Source organism: Pelomonas caseinilytica, assembly GCF_021353235.1.
In the GTDB taxonomy this organism is placed as follows: Bacteria; Pseudomonadota; Gammaproteobacteria; order Burkholderiales; family Burkholderiaceae_C; genus Pelomonas; species Pelomonas caseinilytica.
The window spans coordinates 123,534-144,648 of record NZ_JAJTWT010000011.1; the positions used below are offsets into that span (position 1 = coordinate 123,534).

The following is a 21,115-nucleotide window of genomic DNA, read 5'->3' on the forward strand; positions in this document are numbered from 1 at the left end:
GCGATTCTGCTGCAGTCCGGCGGCTATTTGACGAGCCGATTCATCTCCGCGGCGTCGAAAGCCTCGTCGCGCTGGGCGTCGGCCGGCACGCAGTCGCCGACGGGCCGCCCCGTCTGGGCCGAGAGCTTGCACACCGCCGCCCACAGCAGGGCGATCTGGTGCTCGTGGCCGGAGGCGCTGTCGATGAGGCCGCGCATGGCCAGGGCCACAGGGTCGTCGCCCTGCGTCACGCCATAGGCCGAGAAGCCCATGCGCGCCGCCGCCTCCTCGCGCGCCTGTTCGCTGGCCGCCTCGATGATGCGGGCCGGGTTGCCCACCGCCGTGGCGCCGGCCGGCACCGGCTTGGTGACGACCGCGCCCGAGCCGATGCGCGCGCCTGCGCCCACCGTGAAGCCGCCCAGCACGCAGGCGTTGGCACCCACGATCACGCCCGGGCCCAGCGTCGGGTGCCGCTTGGCGCCCTTGACGAGGGAGGTGCCGCCCAGGGTGACACCCTGGTAGATGGTGCAGCCCTCGCCGACCTCGGCCATCTCGCCGATGACGATGCCCATGCCGTGGTCGATGAAGACCTTGCGGCCGATCTTGGCGCCGGGATGGATCTCGATGCCGGTCAGGAAGCGGCTCCAGTGCGAGATCCAGCGAGCCAGCCACTTCCAGCCGCGTGCCCAGAACCAGTGGGCGCGGCGGTGCATCCACAGCGCATGCAGGCCCGGGTAGCAGGTCAGCACCTCCCAGGCCGAGCGGGCGGCCGGGTCGCGTTCGAGGATCAGGGCGATGTCTTCGCGCAGGCGCTGGAACATGGTGCAAGCCGGGGGTGGACGGTTGGGCAGTCTAGCGGCGCCCCTGCTTCGGCGCTCGGGGCCGCCTAGGGAAGACCTTGTTGCCGCACGGGCGCTCTCGCTGGCCCAATGTCGATGTAAACGTTTACACGGAGACAAGCCACGTGAGCATTCCCTCCATCCAGCGCCGGGCGGGCGCCGGGTTCCGATCCGGCGCCTGGGCCTGCGTCCTGTTCCTGTTCTCCTGCATGGCCGCGGCGCAGGCTGCCTGGCCGCAGGTCAGCGCCTGGGAGATCGTCCAGGCCGGCCCGGCGCCGCAGGGCCTGGTCGGCAATGGCCGCTCCCTCGTCATCGTCCGCCCCGGCCAGCACAGCTTCCACTGGGGCGGCGACGCCAGCGGCCAGGCCCAACTCATCGTCGATGGCGTTCCGCTGGCGCCCGATGCCGGCCGCACCGAAGCCGTCTTCGTCCCGGGCGCGGTCATTCACCGGCAGCTCGCCGCCGGCCTGCGCATCCAGTGGCTGCATGGCGCCCTGCCCGACCGGCCCTATGTGCTGGCCGTTCAGGTGCAGGCGGAGCCGTCCACCCGTCATCGCATCGAGGTCGAGGTGGCCGACCGCGGCACGCCGGCGCTCGCCCCGGCCGGGCGGCGCGCCCTGGCCCTCGATGCCCAGGGGCGTGCCGAGGCCGTCTGGGCGGCCGGCGGCGCGCCGGGAGCCGAAGGCTTCGACGCCCTGCTCGCGCGCATGCAGGCGCCCTACCGCCAGGGCCTGGTGCTGCAGACGCCCGACGCGTCGCTGAACCGCGCCGTGGCCTTCAACCGCTATCTGCTCGACCTGGGCTTCGACGGCAAGCTGCACGTCTGCGAGCTGTTCCGCTGGCGCGACGTCTGGTCGCGCGACCTCGGCTCGGGCCTGGCGCCCGGGGCCTTGGCCAGCGGCCGCTTCGCCGACGCCCGCGCCACCATCGACTACGACCTCGCCCGCTACGCCTCGCACCGCCCGACCGGCCTGCGCGTCACCGAGGACCCGTCCCAGGGCGGCTCCGCCGAAGGCACGGCCTGGCTGACGCGCGCCGTCTGGCGCGACTACCTCCAAAGCGGCGACCGCGCCTTCCTGCAACGCGCCGCCGCCGTGCTGCGCCCCTGGGTGCAAGCCTGGGCGGACCGCGACGCCGACGAGCGCGGCCTGCTCATCGACACCACCGACTGGATGGACCACTCGCGCTTCTTCCTCTTCCCCGACGGCGCCCGCATCCTCTACTCCAACGCCCTGATGGCCGACCTGCTGCGCAGCTTCGCCGCCATCGAGACGGCCCTCGGCCAGCCCGAGGCGGCGGCGCGCTGGAGCCGCGTGCGCGAGCGCTTCATCGCCGGCATCAACGCGGCGCTCTGGGACGATGGCCTGGGCGCCTATGCCAACCTCTCGCTGTGGGGCCAGCGCGACCTGCGCCTGTCCTCCGACGGCAACGTGCTGGCCGTGCTGGCCGGCGTCGCTTCGCCCGAGCGCGCCGGGCGTGCGCTGGCGACCCTGCGGGAGCGCGGCTGGCGCGCGGCCGGCTCGGTCACCATCACGCCGCCGATGAGCCATGTCGACGCCGCCAACGACCACAACTACAAGGTCTGGCCCTGGTGGAACGCCGTCGAGGCGCGGGCGCGCTTCCGCCATGGCGACGTGGCCGGCGCCCTGTACCTGCTCGAGCGCAGCGCCGCCACGCTCGAGGATGCGCACGACCCCGGCCTGATCGAGGAACTGGTGTCCACCGAGGGCCTGACCGAAGGCGGCCATGCCTTCCTGACCGCCGCGGGCTCCTACCTCGACGCGGTCTGGGAAGGCCTGCTCGGCATCGATGTGCTGGAGCCCGGCGCCGCCCGGCTGCGCGTGAGCCCGAACGTGCCCGCCGCCTGGACCGACTGGCAGGCCGACGTGCCGCTGGCCCAGGGCAGCCTGCAGTTGCGCGCCCGCGCCGGACGGTTGTCGCTGACCATCAGCGACCCGCGCGTGCGCGAGGTCGAGGTGCCCGAAGGCGTGGAGGTGCATGGCGCCCGGGCGGTGGCGATCAAGCCCATCGCGCCGGCCGCCGCCGACCGCCTCGCGGCGCCGCAGCCCCTGGTGCCACCGGCTCCGCGCCCGCGGCAGGCCGCGGTGTTCCAGGAGCCGGGCCTGAGCGGCGGCGTGCTCGCCGGCCTGCCGGCCGCCCGCGTCGATGCCGAGCAGCTGCTCAGCCTCGACGCGGCCCGCACCCCGGCCCTGATCGTCGCCGGCAATGCCCTGCCCCTGAGCACCCGCAGCGGCGGCGACGTGAGGGCTGCCCTGGCCCGCTACCTCGAACGGGGCGGCGCCCTCGTCTTCTTCGGCGCCACCATGCAGGACCGCGGCGGCATGGGCGAGCACGGCGGCGTGGTCGACTGGTACCGCCCGGCCGACGGGGGCGGCTGGCAGGCCATGAACCCCTTCAACGGCCAGCCGAGCGAGCGGCCCGTGCGGCATGCGGTGGTGTCCTGGGGACCCGGGGGCGATTTCTTCAACGGCTGGGAGACGGCGCTCGGCGCCTTCGGCTTCCGCGTCGACGGCCATGGCGCCGAGTTCGCCGGCCCGCTGGCCGCCCTGCCGCCCGCCCGCACGGCCGTGCAGGAGGCCTTCACCGACTTCGCCGTCCGCAAGCCCTGGCTCTTCCAGCCGCTGGCCTACACGCAGACGGAACGCCGGCTGCTGCATCCCGCGCTGACCGAGCGCTATCCCTGCGCCGCGCGCCTGGTCAACACGGCGACGGGTGGCGAAATCATCCTGCTGCCCGCCTCGCTCACACGCGGCGCCGCCGGCCTGGCCCTGCTGGAGAGACTCGGCCTGCGCTGATCAGCCGCGCGGCCGGCCCATGGCCCGCGCGACGCCGCGCAGGATGTGGACTTCCTCGTTCGTGAGGGCGGCGCGGTTGAAGAGCTGGTTCAGCCGCGGCATCAGCTTCTTCGGCGCCGCAGGGTCGAGGTAGCCGATGTCGACGAGGGCCGTCTGCAGGTGGTCGAGCAGGCCCTGCACCGCGCGGGCGTCGGCGCGCTCGGGGTCGGGCGTGCGCGGCTGCACGGCGAAGCCGCCCAGGGCCTGGCGCAGGTCGTAGGCCAGCAGCTGCACCGCCTGGGCGAGGTTGAGCGAGCCGTAAGCCGGGTCGGTCGGGATGCTCAGCACGGCATGGCAGCGGTAGACGTCCTCGTTACTCATGCCGTAGCGCTCCGAGCCGAAGACCAGGGCCAGGCGTGGCGCCGGGTCGCGAGCGGCCAGCTCGGCGAACAGGGCCCGCGGCTCGTGCGTCGGCGGGCCGAAGTCGCGCGGCGTCATCGCGGTCGCGCAGAGGAAGTCCACGCCGTCCAGCGCCTCGGCCAGCGTCGGCACGACCCGGGCCCGCGCCAGGATGTCCGCGGCCCCGCTGGCCATGGCGACGGCCTCCTCGTGGCAGAGCACGTCGGCGAAGCGCGGTGCCACCAGCACGAGGTCGCGAAAACCCATGACCTTCATCGCCCGCGCCGTCGCGCCGACGTTGCCGGCATGGCTGGTGTTGACGAGGATGAAGCGTGTGGATTCCACGGGTAACTACCAAGCTGACGGCTAGAATCGCGCGATTATCCGGGCCGCCCACGGCCGCCCTGCCGCTCTTTCCTTCCGTCAGCCCCTTCTTCCCAGCGAGTGCACGCATGCAGCAAACGTCTCTTCATCCCATGCTCAATGTCGCCATCAAGGCGGCGCGTGCAGCCGGCGCCCTCATCAACCGCGCCTCGCTGGACCTCGAGGCCCTGCGCATCAACACCAAGAGCCCGAACGACTTCGTGACCGAGGTCGACCACGCGGCGGAAGGGGTGATCATCGAGACCCTGCTCGGCGCCTACCCCGACCACGGCATCCTGGCCGAGGAGTCGGGCCGCAGCCGCGGCGCCAAGCACTCCGAGTTCGTCTGGATCATCGACCCGCTGGACGGCACCACCAACTTCATCCACGGCCTGCCGGTGTACTGCGTGTCCATCGCGCTGGCCCACCGCGGCGTCGTGCAGCAGGCCGTCGTCTACGACCCCACCCGCAACGACCTCTTCTACGCCACCAAGGGCCGCGGCGCCTTCCTGAACGACCGCCGCCTGCGCGTGTCCAAGCGCACCCGCATGAGCGATGCCCTCATCGGCACCGGCTTCCCCTTCCGCCGCGGCGACAACTTCAAGCGCTACGTGAAGATGTTCGAGGAGGTCATGCAGCACTGCGCCGGCCTGCGCCGGCCCGGTGCCGCGGCCCTGGACCTCTGCTACGTGGCCGCGGGCTACTACGACGCCTTCTTCGAGACCGGCCTGCAGCCCTGGGACGTGGCGGCCGGCTCCCTCATCGTCTCGGAGGCCGGCGGCCTGATCGGCAACTTCACCGGCGAGGCGGACTTCCTGCACCAGCGCGAGGTCGTCGCCGGCAACCCCAAGATCTACGGCCAGCTCGTCACCATGCTGGCGCCCTACAGCCGCGTCATCAAGGAAGAAGACGTGGCCGCCGCACCGGCCGCGGCGCCGGCAGCGCCCGCCGCCGAGCCCGCTCCCGCGGCGCCCCGCAAGCGCGGCCCCGTGCGCATCAAGAAGACGGACGGCGACGACGCTCCCGTCTGAAGCGGGCCACGCCGCTCAGGCCGGCGCCGGCAGCTCCCGGGCGGCGGTCGCCAGCGGCGCCAGCTCGGCCTCCGACAGCGTTTCCTGCGCCAGCAGCCGTGCGGCGCCGTCCTCCAGCAGGGCGCGCCGGGCCTGCAGCACGGCGGTCGCCCGCCCGAAGGCCTCGTCCACCAGGGCCCGCACGGCCGCGTCGATGCGCCGTGCGGTGTCCTCCGACAGACCGCGCTCCAGGCCGGCGCCGCCCAGGCCTTCGGGCAGCTCGAGGAAGCGCGACGGCGGCCGGTCGTACACCACCTGCCCCACCTCGGCCGACATGCCGTAGCGCGCCACCATGTCGTGGGCGATGTCGGTCGCCTTGGCCAGGTCGTCGGCCGCGCCGGTCGAGATTTCGCCGATGACGAGGGCCTCGGCCGCGCGCCCGCCCAGCAGCACGGCCAGGCGGTTGCGCAGCTCCGCACGGCTGGCGAGGTAGCGGTCCTCGCCCGGCCGCTGCATCGTGTAGCCCAGGGCCCCGATGCCGCGCGGCACGATGGAGATCTTGTGCACCGGGTCGGCGCCGGGCAGGGTCATCGCCACCAGGGCATGGCCCATCTCATGCAGGGCGACGGTGCGGCGCTCGTCGGCGCCCAGCACGCGCTGGTGGCGCTCCAGGCCGGCGACGATGCGCTCGACGGCCGCCGTGAAGTCGCCCATCTGCACCGCCTCGGCGCTGCGCCGCGTCGCCAGCAGCGCCGCCTCGTTGACCAGGTTGGCCAGGTCGGCTCCGGCGAACCCCGGCGTCAGCGCCGCCACGGCATCAGCGTCGACGTCGGCCGCCAGCTTGACCTTCTTCAGGTGCACGCGCAGCACGTCGGCACGGCCGCGCCGGTCCGGGCGGTCCACCAGCACCTGGCGGTCGAAGCGGCCGGCGCGCAGCAGGGCCGGGTCGAGGATCTCGGGCCGGTTGGTGGCCGCGAGGATGACGACACCGGCGCTGGCGTCGAAGCCGTCCATCTCGGCCAGCAGCTGGTTGAGCGTCTGCTCCTTCTCGTCGTGGCCACCCGACAGCGGGCCGACGCCGCGCGCGCGGCCAAGGGCATCGAGCTCGTCGATGAAGATGATGCAGGGCGCCGAGGCCCGAGCCTGCTCGAAGAGGTCGCGCACGCGCGCCGCGCCCACGCCGACGAACATCTCCACGAACTCCGAGCCCGTGATGCTGAAGAAGGGCACGCCGGCCTCGCCGGCCATCGCGCGGGCCAGCAGAGTCTTGCCCGTGCCGGGAGGCCCGACGAGCAGGATGCCCTTGGGCATGTGGGCACCGAGCCGTCCGTAGGCCGCCGGGTTCTTCAGGAACTCCACCGACTCGCGCAGTTCGGCCTTGGCCTCGTCCACGCCGGCCACGTCGTCGAAGCTCACGCGCACGTCGGTTTCCGAATGCAGCTTCGCGCGGCTCTTGCCGACCGAGAGCAAGCCGCCCAGTCCGCCCTGCCCGGCCATGCGCTTGCCCATGAAGCTCCACAGGCCGAACAGCACCAGTGCGGGCACCACCCAGGACAGCAGGTCGCGCAGCAGCGTGTTCTCCACCACGCCCTCGAAGCGCACGTTGTAGGGCGCCAGGTCCCGGGCCAGGTCCGGGGCCACGCGCGTGGTGACGATGCGGGTGCGGCCGTCCGGCGCCGCCACCTTGAGCTGGCCCTCGATGAACTGGCTGCCGATGCGGATGGACTCCAGCTTTTCGGCCTTGAGGTACTGCAGGAACTCGCTGTAGGGGATGGGCTGGACCTGGGTCGACGTGACCCACAGGTCGCGCAGCCAGAACAGCGCCACCAGGGCCAGCAACAACGGCCAGACCTGGGCGGGCCCCCAGCGCAGCGGAGAGCGGGACGGAGGTTCGGGTATGGGGGCTTGCGGCATGGCGGCCATTAGAAGGCGGCGCGCCGGGCCGCGGGCTTGACCCAGCGCAAGCCCCGCGCCACGGCCCTGGCTACCCTGCGGTCGACACCCGCGCCACGCCACACCTCGCCGCCCTTGCCCGACATCCTCCGTCCGCCCCGACGCCCTGCCCTCGACCACCGCCGCCGCGCCTTGTGCGCCGCCGCCCTGCTGGCCCCGTTGGCGGCTCGGGCCATGCCCTCGGCGGTGCCCATCCTGGCCTACCACCGCTTCGCTCCCACGGCCGTCGACAGCATGACGGTGCGGCTGGAGCTGCTGGACGCCCAACTGAGCGTGCTCGAACGCCTCGCCTGCCACATCGTGCCGCTGGCCGACTGGGTGGCCTGGCGGCAGGGGCGGCTCGCCACCCTGCCCGAGCGGGCCGTCGTGCTGACGGCCGACGACGGCCACCGCTCGCAGTTCGAGCAACTGGCGCCACGGCTGCGCGAGCGCGGCTGGCCGGTCAGCCTCTTCATCTACCCTTCCGCCATCTCCAATGCCAGCTATGCCATGACCTGGGCCCAATTGACCGAGCTGGCGGGGCAGGAGGGCGTCGCCGTCCAGTCGCACACCCTCTGGCACCCCAACCTGCTGCGCGAGCGGCGCAGCCAGACGCCCGAGGCCTTCCAGCGCTTCGCGCTGACGCAATTGCGCCAATCCCGCGAGGTGCTGCAAAGGCGGCTCGCCCGCCCGGTCGAGCACCTGGCCTGGCCCTTCGGACTCAGCGACGCCGGGCTGCAGGCCCTGGCGGCCGAGGTCGGCTACACGGCCGCCGTCTCCCTCGGCAACCGATCGGCGACGGCCGCCGACTCCCTGTTCGACCTGCCGCGCCACCTCATCGTCGACAGCGTCAGCGCCCGCCAGCTGGAATCCCGGCTGCTCGCGGCCTTCGGCACGGGAGCGGCCTCGTGAAGCGCGCCGGCCTCGTCGCCCTGCTGCTGGCCGCCATCGGCGCGGCGGGGCCGGTCCACGCACTGGACGGCCAGGTCATCGACGCCCGCACCCGCCAGCCCATTGCCGATGCCGTCGTCCTGGCCGGCGGCGAGCTTCGCCGCAGCGACGAGCTGGGCCGCTTCGACTTCGGGCCCGACCTGCGCGCCGAGACGCTGCAGGCCCGGGCGGTCGGCTATGCCTGCCACCTCGGCGGCGTGCCGGCCGCCATGCCGGCCGTCGTCGCCTTGCAGCCCTTGCGGCCCAAGGCCCTCTACCTGTCGCCCTACGGCGTGGCCAGCCCGCTGCTGCGCGATGCGGCACTGAAGCTCATCGACCAGACCGAGCTGAACGCCCTCGTCATCGACATCAAGGGCGACCGCGGCCTGGTGCCCTACCGCAGCGCCGCGCTGGAGGCTGCCGGCCTGGCCCAGGGCCGGCCGCTGGTGGCCGACATGCCCGCCCTGCTCGCCGGCCTGCGTGAACGCGGCCTCTACCTCATCGCCCGCATCGTGACCTTCAAGGACGACCCCTTGGCCGCCCTCCATCCCGAATGGGCGGTGCGCGACGCCCAGGGCCGCGTCTGGAAGGACCGCGAGGGCCTGTCCTGGATCGACCCCTTCCGCCGCGAGGCCTGGGAACGCAACCTGGCGCTGGCGGAGGAAGCGGCGCGGCTTGGCTTCGATGAAATCCAGTTCGACTACCTGCGCTTTCCCGACGCGGTGGGCCTGGTGTTCTCCGAGGCCGACACTGAGGCCCGGCGCGTGGCGGCCATCAACGGCTTCCTCGATGCCGCCGGCCGGCGGCTGGCGCGCCACAACGTCTTCGTTGCCGCCGACGTGTTCGGTTATGTCACCTGGAACCGCGACGACACCCACATCGGCCAGCAGCTCGAAGCCCTGATGCCCCACCTGGACTATCTCTCACCCATGCTCTACCCCTCGGGCTTCAGCTTCGGCATCCCCGGCACGCGCAACCCGGTCGCCGCGCCGGACGACATCGTCAAGCGCAGCCTGGAGAAGGCCCTGGCCCGCACCGGCCTGCCGGGCCTGCGCTTTCGGCCCTGGCTGCAGGCCTTCCGCGACTACGCTTTCGACCGCCGCGCCTTCGGCGAGCAGGAGATCCGCGCCCAGATCGACGCCGCCGAAGCCGTGGGCACCGACGGCTGGATGCTGTGGAACGCGGCCAACCGCTACGGGATGGACGGCCTGGACGCCGAGCCGGCCGCGGCACCGGCGAGCGCAGCGTCCCGCTGACGGTCCACGCGTGAAGGAGTTCGCACGGTCCGCGCCGCCATCGGGCGGCCTGCGGGCGGGCGTGACATCTGCACGGCCCTCCCCCTTAACCGTGGGGGGCCGCGCCGCCAGAATCCGCCCCCGTCACGCGGTCATCGACCGCAGCGTCTTCAACCTTCCCACGCAGAGAACCGAATGTCCGCCCGCTTTGTCATTGCCCTCGCCCTGACCGCCGCAGCCTCCCTGGCCCATGCCGATGCCAAGGTCCTGAAGAAGGTGGCCCCCGAGTACCCCGGCGAGGCGATCAAGAAGAACATCACCGCCGGCAGCGTCCGCGCCAAGATCGCCATCGCCGGCGACGGCAAGGTCTCCAACGTCGAGGTGGTCGAGGCCGAACCCAAGCGCGTCTTCGACCGCGCCGCCGTCGACGCCCTGAGCCAGTGGAAGTTCGAAGGCACCGGCGCCCCGCAGACCCACGAAGTCAAGCTGGTCTTCAAGTCGGAAGACTGAAATCGGACCGAGGACAAGCGGCATCAGGCCGCTTGGCACGAGTCAGCAATCAAGGCCCGCATCGCGGGCCTTTTGCATTTCTAGGGCTTTTCGTCCCGGGCCACCGCCTCCGCCAGCCCCGTCGGGCCGACGCGGAACTGGTAGGACGCCACGCCGTCGACGGCCCGGCCCGGCGGCGCGAACAGCGCGACCAGCACGGCATCGCCTTCGCGCCAACCCACGCCGGCGCGGCCCACGACGGCCATCCACCAGCGGCCGTCGACGAAGACCGGCAGCCGCCGCGGGTCGGCGTTGGAGAAGACGGTCGACATCGGGTCCAGCGACTTCTCGTCCGCACCGAAGAGAGGGAATGGCGGGTTCACGTCTCCCACGTTGCCTGCCCCGGCCGGTGCATTCAGGGCGGCGGCGGCCACGCCGTCCGGCCGGCGCCCGCCGTTGAACGCCACAGGGTCCAGCGGCTGATTCGCGGCACGTGCGGCCTCGTAAGCCTGCGCGAGGCGCTGGGCCACCGGCTGCCCCGCGTCGCAGGCCTTGCTGCCTGGCGGGCAGAAGCGCTGCACGAAGGACATCGCCGTCCGCCGCTTCAGCGTGATGCTGCAGCGGCCGGCCCAGCCCTGGCCGTTCCACGTGGCGATGCGGTAGGCGATGTCGGGGCTGGTCATGGAGGGCGCGCCACCCACGACGAGGGCCGGCTGGCCGAGCACACGCGCGAAGCTGGCCGACTGGGTCACGCACAGCTCCAAGGGCTCGAGGTCGAAGGGCGGTTGCAATTGACGCGAAGGCTGCCCAGGCTTCGCTTCCACCAGCACCAGCACCTGGCAGTTCGCCGTGCCGCCGTATTCACTGGCCATGTAGACCGGCGAGCCGGCCAGCTGCTGTACCTCCAACGGCCGATCGTGCATGGCGCCGACGGCCTCGCGCCAGCGAGGGTCGAACTCCAGCGCCGCAGTCGTCGGCGAAGGCGGGCTCGCCTCGACGGGCTTCATCCAGGCGGACAGCGGATCGGCCTGGGCCCAAGAGGCTGCTGGCGCCCGGCGGGCCTCGTCCGCGAGCCTCGCACACAGCGAGGGCTCGGCGGCAGGCGCCGCCCCGCTGGCCAAGACCACCAGGCCCGGCACGGCCCACGAAAGCATCTTCATCATCTTCTCCCCTTGGCAAGGCGGCTCCACCGGGCCGCCGCGTAAACTGCCGCGCATTCTCAAGCCCTCCGCCGAGGGCTTTGCTATTCCTGACGACGCCGATGACCCAGCCCGCTGACTTCAGCGCCCACACTCCCATGATGGCCCAGTACCTGGGCCTGAAGGCCGACTTCCCGGACACCCTGCTGCTGTACCGGATGGGCGACTTCTACGAGGTCTTCTACGACGACGCTCGCAAGTGCAACGCCCTGCTGGACATCACCCTCACCACGCGCGGCCAGAGCGCCGGCCAGCCGGTCGTCATGGCCGGGGTGCCGGTGCATGCGCTGGAGAGTTATCTCGCCAAGCTGATCAAGCTCGGCGAGGCGGTGGCCATCGCCGAGCAGGTGGGCGAGGTGGGCGCCGGCAAGGGGCCGGTGGAGCGCAAGGTGGTGCGCGTGGTCACGCCCGGCACCATCACCGACACCGAGCTGCTGGCCGACAAGCAGGACGCCGTGCTGCTCGCGGTCTCGGGCCAAGGGTGGCGCCACGGCCTGGCCTGGCTCTCACTCACCCAGGGCGAGATCGGCCTGGCCGAGTGCAGCGACGCCGAGCTGCCCGGCTGGCTGGCGCGGCTGATGCCGGCCGAGGTGCTCGTCAACCGCGAGCAGCAGCCCGCAGGCGTCATGCGCGCGCGCTTCCCAGTGACGAACCGGCCGGGCTGGCAGTTCGACGGCGCCCTGGGTCAGCGCAAGCTGTGCGAGCAGCTCCGCGTGGCCAACCTGCAGGGGTTCAACGCCCATGAACTGGCACTGGCGCACGCCGCCGCGAGCGCCTTGCTGGCCTTTGCCGAACACACCCAGGGCCGGGCCCTCGCCCACGTGCGCTCGCTGCGCGTGCAGCGAGCGAGCGACCTGCTGGACCTGCCGCCCGCCACCCAGCGCAACCTGGAGCTGACGCAGACCCTGCGCGGCGAGGCCAGCCCCACGCTGTTCTCGCTGATCGACACCTGCCGGACCGGCATGGGCAGCCGCACCTTGCGCCAGTGGCTGCTGCACCCCCGGCGCGACCGCGGCGAGGCCGTCGCGCGGCACGAGGCCATCGCGGCCCTGCAGGCCGAGGGTTTCGAGCCGCTGCGCGACGCGCTGAAGGCGGTCAGCGACGTGGAGCGCATCGCCGCCCGCATCGCCTTGCGCCAGGTCCGCCCGCGCGAGCTGACCGGCCTGCGCGCGACGCTTCAGGCGCTGCCCACGCTGCGCGCCGCCACGCCGGCCGCCCTGCGCGACGCGGCGCTGACGCCGCCGGCCGACGTGCTGGAGCTGTTGGAGCGGGCCATCGCCGCGGAGCCGGCCCTGCTGCCGCGCGACGGTGGCGTCATGGCCGACGGCTTCGACGCGGAGCTGGACGAGCTGCGCGGCATCCAGCAGAACTGCGACGGCTTCCTGCTCGACCTGGAGACCCGCGAGCGCGCCCGCACGGGCATCGCCAACCTGCGCGTGCAATTCAACCGGGTGCATGGCTTCTACATCGAGGTGACCCAGGGCCAGCTCGACAAGGTGCCGCTGGACTACCAGCGCCGCCAGACGCTGAAGAACGCCGAGCGCTTCATCACCCCCGAGCTCAAGGCCTTCGAGGACAAGGCCCTGTCCGCGCAGGAACGCGCCCTGGCGCGCGAGAAGCTGCTGTACGAGCAGGTCATCGACGCCCTTATCGGCCGGCTCGAGCCGCTGACGGCCCTCGGCCGGGCGCTGGCCGCGCTGGACGCGCTGGCGGCCCTGTCCGAGCGAGCCGCCACGCTGAACTGGTGCCGGCCGGAGTTCGTGCCCCACCCCTGCCTGGAGATCGAGGCCGGCCGCCATCCCGTCGTGCAGGCGCGGCTGGCCGAGACGGGCGGGGCGGAGTTCATGCCCAACGACTGCCGGCTGGATGCCCGCACCCGCATGCTCGTCATCACCGGCCCCAACATGGGCGGCAAGAGCACCTTCATGCGCCAGGTGGCGCTGATCGCGCTGCTGGCGGCCATCGGCAGCTACGTGCCCGCCACGAGCTGCCGCCTCGGTCCCATGGACGCCATCCACACCCGCATCGGCGCGGCCGACGACCTGGCCAACGCCCAGTCCACCTTCATGCTGGAGATGACCGAGGGCGCGGCCATCCTGCATGCGGCCACCGACCAGTCTCTGGTACTGATGGACGAGATCGGCCGCGGCACGTCCACCTTCGACGGCCTGGCGCTGGCCTCGGCCATCGCCAGCCACCTGCACGACAAGACCCGCGCCTTCACGCTGTTCGCGACCCACTACTTCGAGCTGACCGAATTCCCGGCCAAGCACCCGATGGCGCAGAACTGGCACGTCTCGGCCGTGGAAAGCGGCGAGGACATCGTCTTCCTGCACGAGCTGCAGCCCGGTCCGGCCAGCCGCAGCTACGGCGTGCAGGTGGCCCGGCTGGCCGGCATGCCCGCCAGCCTGGTGCGCCAGGCCCGCGCCACGCTGGAGGCGCTGGAGGCGCGCTCCAGCGCCGCCGACGACCAGTTCGATCTCTTCGCCGCGCCACCCGCCCCCCCGGCCGCGCCCGAACCGAGCGCGCTGCTGCAGGCGCTGGAGAGGGTCGACCCCGACGCACTGTCGCCCCGCGAAGCCCTCGAGGCGCTTTACCAACTCAAGGCACTGGCCAAGGCATGACGCAGAAAACCCTGGTCTTCAGCCACGCCAACAGCTACCCCGCCGGCTGCTACCGCGTGCTCTTCGAACGCTGGCGGGCAGCGGGCTGGCGCGTCGAGGCGCTGGACCGTTTCGGCCACGACCCGCGCTTTCCGGTCACGGGCGACTGGCGCCGCCTGCGCGACCAGCTGCTGCACTTCATCGACACCGAGGTGAAGCCCGAAGGCCAGGTCGCGCTGGTGGGGCATTCGCTCGGTGGCATGGTCAGCCTGCTGGCCGCGTGCCGACGCCCGGAGCTGGTCAGCCGCCTCGTCATGCTGGATTCGCCCGTTGTCGCGGGCTGGAAGGCAGCCTTCGTCGCGGCGGCCAAGACCACGGGCCTGATCCACCGCTACGGGCCTTCCAAGATCGCCCGCGAACGCCGCCATGCCTGGCCCAGCCGCGAGGCGGTGCACGCGCATTTCGCCGCCAAGAAGGCCTTCGCCCGCTGGGACCCGCGCGTACTGGCCGACTACGTGGACGCCGGCTTCGAGAGCGCCGAGGACGGACAGGTCAGGCTGCGCTTCCGGCGCGAGGTCGAGGCCCACATCTACCGCACCCTGCCCCACCACCTGCCGCTGCTGCTGCGCCTGCGTCCGCCGCAATGCCCGGTGGCCTTCGTCGGCGGCACGCGCTCCAACGAGCTGCGACAGGCCGGGGCCGCCGCGTCGCGCAAGCTGGCCGGGGAGAACTGGCGCTGGATGGAGGGAAGCCACCTCTTCCCGTTCGAGAAGCCCGAGGAAACGGCCGACCTCGTGCTGGAGCTGCTCGGCTGAGACAGAACTCAAAGACGACCACAGAGACACAGAGGCACAGAGCCGCCACGGAGAAGACCTTTCACTCTGTGTCTCCGTGCCTCTGTGGTTGCATTTCGGGTCTTGTCTTCGGTGTCACGGTGCCGCGGACTGGCCATGTGAAGCCAAGAGCTGTTACCGACCTCGGGAACAGTTGTTGTCAGCTCTCTTACAATCGCAATTTCCCACCACAGCATGCTGTTCTGGCGTGCTGCAAGACATGACCAAATACGTCTTCGTCACCGGCGGTGTGGTGTCCTCCTTGGGCAAGGGCATCGCGTCGGCCTCCCTGGCTGCCATCCTCGAATCGCGCGGCCTCAAAGTCACCCTCATCAAGCTGGACCCGTACATCAACGTCGACCCCGGCACGATGTCGCCCTTCCAGCACGGCGAGGTCTTCGTCACCGACGACGGCGCCGAGACCGACCTGGACCTCGGCCACTACGAACGCTTCATCACGACGCGGATGAAGAAGGCCAACAACTTCACGACCGGCCAGATCTACAAGTCGGTGCTCGAGAAGGAACGCCGCGGCGACTATCTCGGCAAGACGGTGCAGGTCATCCCCCACATCACCAACGAGATCCAGGAATACATCAAGCGTGGCGCCGAGGGCGTCGACGTGGCCATCGTCGAGATCGGCGGCACGGTGGGCGACATCGAGTCCCTGCCCTTCCTGGAGGCCGTGCGCCAGATGAGCCTGCGCGCCGGTCCCACGAACACGGCGTTCGTGCACCTGACCTACGTGCCCTGGATCGCCGCCGCCGGCGAGCTCAAGACCAAACCCACGCAACACACGGTGCAGAAGCTGCGCGAGATCGGCATCCAGCCCGACGCGCTGCTGTGCCGCGCCGACCGCCGCATCCCCGACGACGAGCGCGAGAAGATCTCCCTCTTCACGAACGTGCCCGAATACGGCGTGATCTCGATGTGGGACGTCAACACCATCTACAAGGTGCCGCGCGTGCTGCACGAGCAGGGGCTGGACCAGCTCATCTGCACCAAGCTCCAGCTCAACACCAAGAGCACCGACCTCAAGCGCTGGGACAACCTCGTCTTCGAAGTCGAGAACCCCAAGGAGCAGGTCACCATCGCCATGTGCGGCAAGTACACCGACCTGTCGGACTCGTACAAGTCGCTCAACGAGGCGCTGCGCCACGCCGGCATCCACAACCATGCCGGCGTCAAGATCGAATACGTCGACAGCGAGACGCTGACGCCCGAGACCGTGGGCGAGCTCGGCAAGTTCGACGCCATCCTCGTGCCCGGCGGCTTCGGCAAGCGTGGCGTGGAAGGCAAGATCCTGGCCGCCCAGTACGCCCGCGAGCACAAGCTGCCCTACCTCGGCATCTGCCTGGGCATGCAGGTCGCCACCATCGAGTACGCGCGCCACATGGCCGGCCTCGAGAACGCCAATTCCACCGAGTTCGACCCCGCCACGCCCCACCCCGTCATCGCCCTCATCGACGAATGGCAGGACCGCGACGGCAGCATCCAGAAGCGCGACGCCAACTCCGACCTCGGCGGCACCATGCGCCTCGGGGCGCAGAGCTCCGACGTCAAGGAAGGCACGCTGGCGCGCGACATCTACGGCCCGGTCGTCACCGAGCGCCACCGCCACCGCTACGAGGCCAACGAGCACTACCTCGACCGCCTGCAGAAGGCCGGCCTCGTCATCTCGGCCATCACCCAGCGCGAGAAGCTGACCGAGATGGTCGAGCTGCCGCGCGAGGTGCACCCGTGGTTCGTCGGCGTGCAGTTCCACCCCGAGTTCAAGTCGACGCCCTGGGGCGGCCACCCGCTGTTCACGGCCTTCATCAAGGCGGCGCTGGACCATAAACACAAGGCGGCCTGACCATGCAGCTGTGCGGATTCGATGTCGGCCTCGACAAACCCTTCTTCCTGATCGCCGGCACCTGCTCCATCGAGAGCTTGCAGATGTCGCTCGACGTCGCCGGCCTTCTGAAGGAAGCCTGCACCTCGCTGGGCATCCCGCTGATCTACAAGGGCTCCTTCGACAAGGCCAACCGCTCGTCCGGCACCAGCAAGCGCGGTGTCGGCATGGAGGCGGGCCTGAAGATCCTCGAGGAGGTGCGCCGCCAGACCGGCCTGCCGGTGCTGACTGACGTGCACGACAGCTCTCAGGTCGCCGAGGTCGCCGCCGTCGTCGACGTGCTGCAGACGCCGGCCTTCCTGTGCCGCCAGACCGACTTCATCCGCGCTGTGGCGCAAAGCGGCAAGCCGGTCAACATCAAGAAGGGCCAGTTCCTCGCGCCCTGGGACATGAAGAACGTCATCGACAAGGCCCGCGCCGCCGCGCGTGAGGTGGGCCTGTCCGAAGACCGCTTCCTGGCCTGCGAACGCGGCGTCAGCTTCGGCTACAACAACCTCGTGGCCGACATGACCAGCCTGGCCGTCATGCGCGACACGGGCGCCCCCGTGGTGTTCGACGTGACCCACTCCGTGCAAAAGCCCGGCGGCCTCGGCGGCTCCAGCGGCGGCGCCCGCGAGATGGTGCCCGTGCTGGCCCGCGCCGGCGTGGGCGTCGGCGTGGCGGGCCTCTTCATGGAGACCCACCCCAACCCGGCCGAGGCCTTCAGCGACGGGCCCAACGCCGTGCCCCTGCGGCACATGCGCACGCTGCTGGAGCAGTTGGTGGCGCTGGACCGCGTCGTCAAGCAGCAGCCCCTCCTGGAGAACGACTTCTCCTGCTGACCTCACATCCCCCGACCGCCGATCACGTCATGCCCTCTGCCTACATCCTCGCCAACGTCACCGTCACCAACCCCGCGCAGTACGAGGACTACCGCAAGTTCTCCTCCATCGCCATGCAAGTGCATGGCGCCGAGGTCTGCGTGCGCGGCGGGGCCGTCACGGTGCTGGAGGGCGACTGGACGCCCGAGCGCGTGGTGCTGCTGAAGTTCCCCTCGCGCGAAGCCGCCCAGTCCTTCTACGACTCGCCCGAGTACAGCCGGGCCCGGCAGGCACGCGAAAGCGCCGCCATCATGCGCATGGTCTTGATCGACGGGGTCTGAGCCCCGGTTGATGTGACGCGGTAACGGCCGCTTGGCACACTGCCCGCCTCAAGTTTTTTCACTTCCTGGAGACACACGAATGAGCGCCATCGTTGACATCGTCGGCCGAGAAATCCTCGACAGCCGCGGCAATCCCACCGTTGAATGCGACGTCCTGCTGGAGTCGGGCGTCATGGGCCGTGCGGCCGTGCCGTCGGGTGCTTCCACCGGCTCGCGCGAGGCCATCGAGCTGCGCGACGGCGACAAGAGCCGCTACCTCGGCAAGGGCGTGCTGCGCGCCGTCGAGCACATCAACACCGAGATCAGCGAAGCCGTGCTGGGCCTGGATGCCTCCGAGCAGGCCTTCCTCGACAAGACCCTGATCGACCTGGACGGCACCGAGAACAAGAGCCGCCTGGGCGCCAACGCCATGCTGGCCGTCTCCATGGCCGTGGCCCGCGCCGCGGCCGAGGAATCCGGCCTGCCCCTGTACCGTTACTTCGGCGGCATGGGCGGCATGCAGCTGCCGGTGCCGATGATGAACGTCGTCAACGGCGGCGCCCACGCCAACAACTCGCTGGACCTGCAGGAGCTGATGATCATCCCCGTGGGCGCGCCGAGCTTCCGCGAGGCCCTGCGCTGGGGCGCCGAGGTCTTCCACGCGCTCAAGAAGATCCTGCATGACAAGGGCATCTCCACGGCCGTCGGCGACGAAGGCGGCTTCGCGCCCAGCGTCGAGAGCCACGAGGCGGCCATCCAGCTGATCCTGCAGGCCATCGAGAAGGCCGGCTACGCGGCCGGTTCGCAGATCGCCCTCGGCCTGGACTGCGCCGCCAGCGAGTTCTACAAGGACGGCAAGTACGTGCTCGAAGGCGAAGGCGGCATCCAGCTGACCTCGGCCGAATGGACCGACATGCTGGCCACCTGGGTCGACAAGTACCCCATCATCTCCATCGAGGATGGCATGGCCGAAGGCGACTGGGAGGGCTGGAAGATCCTGACCGACCGCCTCGCGGAGAAGGTGCAGCTCGTCGGCGACGACCTCTTCGTCACCAACACCAAGATCCTGAAGGAAGGCATCGAGAAGGGCATCGCCAACTCCATCCTCATCAAGATCAACCAGATCGGCACGCTGACCGAGACCTTCGCCGCCATCGAGATGGCCAAGCGCGCCGGCTACACGGCCGTCATCTCCCACCGCTCGGGCGAGACCGAGGACAACACCATCGCCGACATCGCCGTGGGCACCAACGCCGGCCAGATCAAGACTGGCTCGCTGTCGCGCTCGGACCGCATGGCCAAGTACAACCAGTTGCTGCGCATCGAGGAAGACCTGGGCGACGTCGCCACCTACCCCGGCCGCGCTGCCTTCTATAACCTGAAGTGACCACGACGGTCCCCGCCCTGCGGGCCGGGCGCCGGGCCGCTCCCAAGCCGGCCCGTGCTGGCGATGTGCTCGTGGCTCAACGCCACGAGCATCGCCGTCCCCGGGGGGGACCGGCTGGACTCGCCCGCGTTCAGCGCGGGGAGTTTGGCCGAGGGGCTCCATGAAGGTGCTTGCCGCGGTCCTGGCGCTCTTTCTGATCGCCATCCAAGCCCAGCTCTGGGTGGGCCGGGGCAGCATCCCCCATGTGACCCAGCTCCGGGAGGAGCTGCGCAAGGCCCAGGCCGACAACGACCAGGCCCGCGCCCGCAACGCCCAGCTGCAGGCCGAGCTGCGCGACCTGCGCGAGGGCCTGGAGATGGTCGAGGAGAAGGCCCGCTTCGAGCTGGGCATGATCAAGTCCGACGAGGTCTTCGTGCCCGTCGCGAGGGCCGCTGCCGCGTCGGCGGCAGCCTCGCGCTGATGCTGGCCTCCGCCTGGGCGGCGCTGCTGGCGCCGGCCTTCACCGCCTTCGGCAGCCCCATCTCCTGGCTGGAGCTGGTCGCCTTCGTGCTGGCCGTGTGGATGGTGGTGTGCAATATGCGCGTGCACCTGCTGGCCTGGCCGCTGGCCTTCATCAGCTCGCTGATGTACTTCGGCCTCTTCTGGGACGGCAGGCTCTACGGCGAGGCCGCCTTGCAGCTGCTCTTCGCCGCCCTCGCCCTGTGGGGCTGGTGGCAATGGCGCTTCGGCCGCACCCGCGAGGGCGAGGCGCTGAAGGTGCGGCGCCTGGGAGCGCGAGGCCTGATCAAGCCCGCACTGCTGACCCTGGCGGCCTGGCCGCTGCTCGGCCTCTTCCTGTCCCGGGCCACCGACAGCCCCCTGCCCTACTGGGACGCCTTCCCCACCGTCGCCAGCCTGCTCGGCCAGTGGCTGCTGGCGCGCAAGTACGAGGAGAACTGGCCCACCTGGGTGGTCGTCAACGCCGTCAGCGTCGTGCTGTTCGGCATCAAGGGTTACTGGCTGACCGTCGTCCTGTACGCCGGCTTCATCCCCATGAGCGTCGTCGGCTGGCGCGCCTGGCGGCAGGCGGCGGCCGCGGCATGACGACGCGACTGATCGCATTGCTGGGTGCCGAGTGCACCGGCAAGTCGACGCTGGCCGAGGCGCTGGCGGCGCACTTCGGTGCCGGGCTGGTGACCGAATACCTCCGCGAGTGGTGCGTCGCCCACGGCCGCACGCCCGAGCGCCACGAGCAGTCCCACATCGCCGCCGAGCAGGCCGCGCGCATCGCCGCGGCGGCCCGCCGGCACGCCCTCGTGTTCTGCGACACGACGCCGCTGATCACCGCCTTGTGCAGCCAGCATTACTTCGACGACGACTCGCTGCTGGCCGGCGCCGTCGCCTTCCAGCGCCGCTGCGACCTGACGCTGCTGTGCGCACCGGACCTGCCCTGGGAGCCCGATGGCATCCAGCGCGACGGCCCGGCCGTGCGGGCGCGCTTCGATGCCCGGCTGCGCGCCGCCCTGGGCGCCCACGCCCTGCCGTGGACGGACATCGGCGGCGACGCCGGCGAGCGCCTGCGCACGGCCCGCGAGGCGGTGGAGCGCCTCATCGCGCCTGCAACTGCGACAGCGCGTCCACTGAACGATTGACCGCGCGGTCCAGCGTCGCCGCCAGCCCGCCGCCGGGATGGTCGGCCGCGATGGCCGACAGCTTGGCCGCGAAGCCGAGGTGCAGCTCGGCCAGCCAGTTCGGATGCGGATCGGGCTCGGGGATGGGCGGCCAGCCGACGGGCAGCTTGATGCGGCGCGGCTGGGTCGGGCACCAGTCGTCGAGGTCCTGGTTCATGGTCTTCCAGTTCAGGCCGAGGCGGTCTGCCACCCAGGCCATGTGGGCGAATTCCTGGGCCAGCGCCGCGCCCAGTTGCTCAGGAGGGCCGGGCGGCAGGGGCTGTGGGTTCAGGGCCACGGCGGAGAGGCGGTCCTGCAGGCCGGCCAGGCCCTGCGGCCCGCGCGGGATGACGTCGAAGATGGCCGGCAGGCGCCGGCCGATGAGGGCGAGCAGTCGTTGATCGAGGTTCATGGTCACTCCAAGGTCCGACACGGGGAAGGCGCTGCCGGGAATCGCCT

The 21,115-nt window shown here is 71.2% G+C and carries 19 protein-coding genes; 14 read left to right on the forward strand and 5 right to left on the reverse strand.

Going from position 1 to position 21,115, the window contains the following annotated elements; all coding sequences use genetic code 11:
• Positions 1–23: 23 nt before the first annotated feature.
• Positions 24–800 carry a serine O-acetyltransferase gene (gene cysE, locus LXT12_RS21895; protein WP_233394423.1) on the reverse strand — a complete coding sequence of 259 codons (777 nt, stop codon included), beginning with the start codon at positions 798–800 and terminating at the stop codon, positions 24–26.
• Positions 801–943: 143 nt separating this feature from the next.
• Here cysE and LXT12_RS21900 point away from each other — a divergent pair, with 143 nt between their 5' ends.
• Complete coding sequence (locus LXT12_RS21900) at positions 944–3,634, forward strand: MGH1-like glycoside hydrolase domain-containing protein (protein ID WP_233394424.1); 2,691 nt, start codon at positions 944–946, stop codon at positions 3,632–3,634.
• Here the strand turns inward: LXT12_RS21900 and LXT12_RS21905 are convergent, their stop codons facing one another.
• Entirely contained in the window at positions 3,635–4,357 is a 723-nt protein-coding gene (locus LXT12_RS21905; protein ID WP_233394425.1) for an RNA methyltransferase, read from the reverse strand. It abuts the gene before it with no gap.
• A 107-nt stretch (positions 4,358–4,464) separates the two neighbouring features.
• Here LXT12_RS21905 and LXT12_RS21910 point away from each other — a divergent pair, with 107 nt between their 5' ends.
• Positions 4,465–5,406 carry an inositol monophosphatase family protein gene (locus LXT12_RS21910; RefSeq protein WP_233394426.1) on the forward strand — a complete coding sequence of 314 codons (942 nt, stop codon included), beginning with the start codon at positions 4,465–4,467 and terminating at the stop codon, positions 5,404–5,406.
• Positions 5,407–5,421: 15 nt separating this feature from the next.
• Here the strand turns inward: LXT12_RS21910 and ftsH are convergent, their stop codons facing one another.
• The gene (gene ftsH / locus LXT12_RS21915; protein WP_233394427.1) at positions 5,422–7,299 is read right to left on the reverse strand and encodes an ATP-dependent zinc metalloprotease FtsH; all 1,878 of its coding nucleotides are present in this window, start codon (positions 7,297–7,299) and stop codon (positions 5,422–5,424) included.
• 114 nt (positions 7,300–7,413) lie between these two features.
• On the opposite strand from ftsH, the gene LXT12_RS21920 reads away from it, so the two are divergent.
• The 3 genes from LXT12_RS21920 (at position 7,414) to LXT12_RS21930 (ending at position 9,992) form a co-directional block, all read left to right on the forward strand.
• A complete protein-coding gene (locus LXT12_RS21920) occupies positions 7,414–8,229 on the forward strand; it encodes a polysaccharide deacetylase family protein (RefSeq protein WP_233394428.1) in 816 nt (271 codons plus the stop codon).
• Positions 8,230–8,249: 20 nt separating this feature from the next.
• Positions 8,250–9,503: a putative glycoside hydrolase gene (locus LXT12_RS21925; RefSeq protein ID WP_233394486.1), complete on the forward strand. Its 1,254-nt coding sequence runs from the start codon at positions 8,250–8,252 to the stop codon at positions 9,501–9,503.
• Between the two features lie 174 nt (positions 9,504–9,677).
• Positions 9,678–9,992, forward strand: a complete 315-nt coding sequence (locus LXT12_RS21930; protein WP_233394429.1) for an energy transducer TonB — start codon at positions 9,678–9,680, stop codon at positions 9,990–9,992.
• Positions 9,993–10,072: 80 nt separating this feature from the next.
• On the opposite strand, the gene LXT12_RS21935 is transcribed toward LXT12_RS21930, so the two are convergent.
• Complete coding sequence (locus LXT12_RS21935) at positions 10,073–11,131, reverse strand: hypothetical protein (protein WP_233394430.1); 1,059 nt, start codon at positions 11,129–11,131, stop codon at positions 10,073–10,075.
• Positions 11,132–11,232: 101 nt separating this feature from the next.
• On the opposite strand from LXT12_RS21935, the gene mutS reads away from it, so the two are divergent.
• The 9 genes from mutS (at position 11,233) to LXT12_RS21980 (ending at position 20,638) form a co-directional block, all read left to right on the forward strand.
• Positions 11,233–13,794, forward strand: coding sequence for a DNA mismatch repair protein MutS (mutS, locus tag LXT12_RS21940; protein ID WP_233394431.1), 2,562 nt, complete (start codon positions 11,233–11,235; stop codon positions 13,792–13,794).
• A complete protein-coding gene (locus LXT12_RS21945; RefSeq protein ID WP_233394432.1) occupies positions 13,791–14,588 on the forward strand; it encodes an alpha/beta fold hydrolase in 798 nt (265 codons plus the stop codon). Before mutS ends, LXT12_RS21945 begins: the two co-directional genes overlap by 4 nt.
• A gap of 238 nt (positions 14,589–14,826) precedes the next feature.
• Positions 14,827–16,461 carry a CTP synthase gene (locus LXT12_RS21950; RefSeq protein WP_233394433.1) on the forward strand — a complete coding sequence of 545 codons (1,635 nt, stop codon included), beginning with the start codon at positions 14,827–14,829 and terminating at the stop codon, positions 16,459–16,461.
• A 2-nt stretch (positions 16,462–16,463) separates the two neighbouring features.
• Positions 16,464–17,321: a 3-deoxy-8-phosphooctulonate synthase gene (gene kdsA, locus LXT12_RS21955; protein ID WP_233394434.1), complete on the forward strand. Its 858-nt coding sequence runs from the start codon at positions 16,464–16,466 to the stop codon at positions 17,319–17,321.
• A 29-nt stretch (positions 17,322–17,350) separates the two neighbouring features.
• A complete protein-coding gene (locus LXT12_RS21960) occupies positions 17,351–17,641 on the forward strand; it encodes a DUF1330 domain-containing protein (RefSeq protein WP_233394435.1) in 291 nt (96 codons plus the stop codon).
• A gap of 79 nt (positions 17,642–17,720) precedes the next feature.
• Positions 17,721–19,007 carry a phosphopyruvate hydratase gene (gene eno, locus LXT12_RS21965; protein ID WP_233394436.1) on the forward strand — a complete coding sequence of 429 codons (1,287 nt, stop codon included), beginning with the start codon at positions 17,721–17,723 and terminating at the stop codon, positions 19,005–19,007.
• 160 nt (positions 19,008–19,167) lie between these two features.
• A complete protein-coding gene (locus LXT12_RS21970) occupies positions 19,168–19,467 on the forward strand; it encodes a septum formation initiator family protein (protein WP_233394437.1) in 300 nt (99 codons plus the stop codon).
• Entirely contained in the window at positions 19,467–20,090 is a 624-nt protein-coding gene (pnuC, locus tag LXT12_RS21975) for a nicotinamide riboside transporter PnuC (protein ID WP_233394438.1), read from the forward strand. The genes LXT12_RS21970 and pnuC overlap by 1 nt, the downstream gene beginning before the upstream one ends.
• Positions 20,087–20,638: an AAA family ATPase gene (locus tag LXT12_RS21980; protein ID WP_233394439.1), complete on the forward strand. Its 552-nt coding sequence runs from the start codon at positions 20,087–20,089 to the stop codon at positions 20,636–20,638. Before pnuC ends, LXT12_RS21980 begins: the two co-directional genes overlap by 4 nt.
• Here LXT12_RS21980 and LXT12_RS21985 read toward each other — a convergent pair.
• Complete coding sequence (locus LXT12_RS21985) at positions 20,595–21,068, reverse strand: hypothetical protein (RefSeq protein ID WP_233394440.1); 474 nt, start codon at positions 21,066–21,068, stop codon at positions 20,595–20,597. The two genes, LXT12_RS21980 and LXT12_RS21985, sit on opposite strands and share 44 nt — an antisense overlap.
• Positions 21,069–21,115 lie beyond the last annotated feature (47 nt).

Bases quoted from the DNA above. Each gene is read 5' to 3' on its own strand.
- cysE (WP_233394423.1), bottom strand. From the start codon at position 800: ATGTTCCAGCGCCTGCGCGAAGACATCGCCCTGATCCTCGAACGCGAC.
- LXT12_RS21910 (WP_233394426.1), top strand. From the start codon at position 4,465: ATGCAGCAAACGTCTCTTCATCCCATGCTCAATGTCGCCATCAAGGCG.
- ftsH (WP_233394427.1), bottom strand. From the start codon at position 7,299: ATGCCGCAAGCCCCCATACCCGAACCTCCGTCCCGCTCTCCGCTGCGC.
- LXT12_RS21930 (WP_233394429.1), top strand. From the start codon at position 9,678: ATGTCCGCCCGCTTTGTCATTGCCCTCGCCCTGACCGCCGCAGCCTCC.
- LXT12_RS21935 (WP_233394430.1), bottom strand. From the start codon at position 11,131: ATGAAGATGCTTTCGTGGGCCGTGCCGGGCCTGGTGGTCTTGGCCAGC.
- mutS (WP_233394431.1), top strand. From the start codon at position 11,233: ATGACCCAGCCCGCTGACTTCAGCGCCCACACTCCCATGATGGCCCAG.
- LXT12_RS21945 (WP_233394432.1), top strand. From the start codon at position 13,791: ATGACGCAGAAAACCCTGGTCTTCAGCCACGCCAACAGCTACCCCGCC.
- LXT12_RS21950 (WP_233394433.1), top strand. From the start codon at position 14,827: ATGACCAAATACGTCTTCGTCACCGGCGGTGTGGTGTCCTCCTTGGGC.
- kdsA (WP_233394434.1), top strand. From the start codon at position 16,464: ATGCAGCTGTGCGGATTCGATGTCGGCCTCGACAAACCCTTCTTCCTG.
- LXT12_RS21960 (WP_233394435.1), top strand. From the start codon at position 17,351: ATGCCCTCTGCCTACATCCTCGCCAACGTCACCGTCACCAACCCCGCG.
- eno (WP_233394436.1), top strand. From the start codon at position 17,721: ATGAGCGCCATCGTTGACATCGTCGGCCGAGAAATCCTCGACAGCCGC.
- LXT12_RS21970 (WP_233394437.1), top strand. From the start codon at position 19,168: ATGAAGGTGCTTGCCGCGGTCCTGGCGCTCTTTCTGATCGCCATCCAA.
- pnuC (WP_233394438.1), top strand. From the start codon at position 19,467: ATGCTGGCCTCCGCCTGGGCGGCGCTGCTGGCGCCGGCCTTCACCGCC.
- LXT12_RS21980 (WP_233394439.1), top strand. From the start codon at position 20,087: ATGACGACGCGACTGATCGCATTGCTGGGTGCCGAGTGCACCGGCAAG.
- LXT12_RS21985 (WP_233394440.1), bottom strand. From the start codon at position 21,068: ATGAACCTCGATCAACGACTGCTCGCCCTCATCGGCCGGCGCCTGCCG.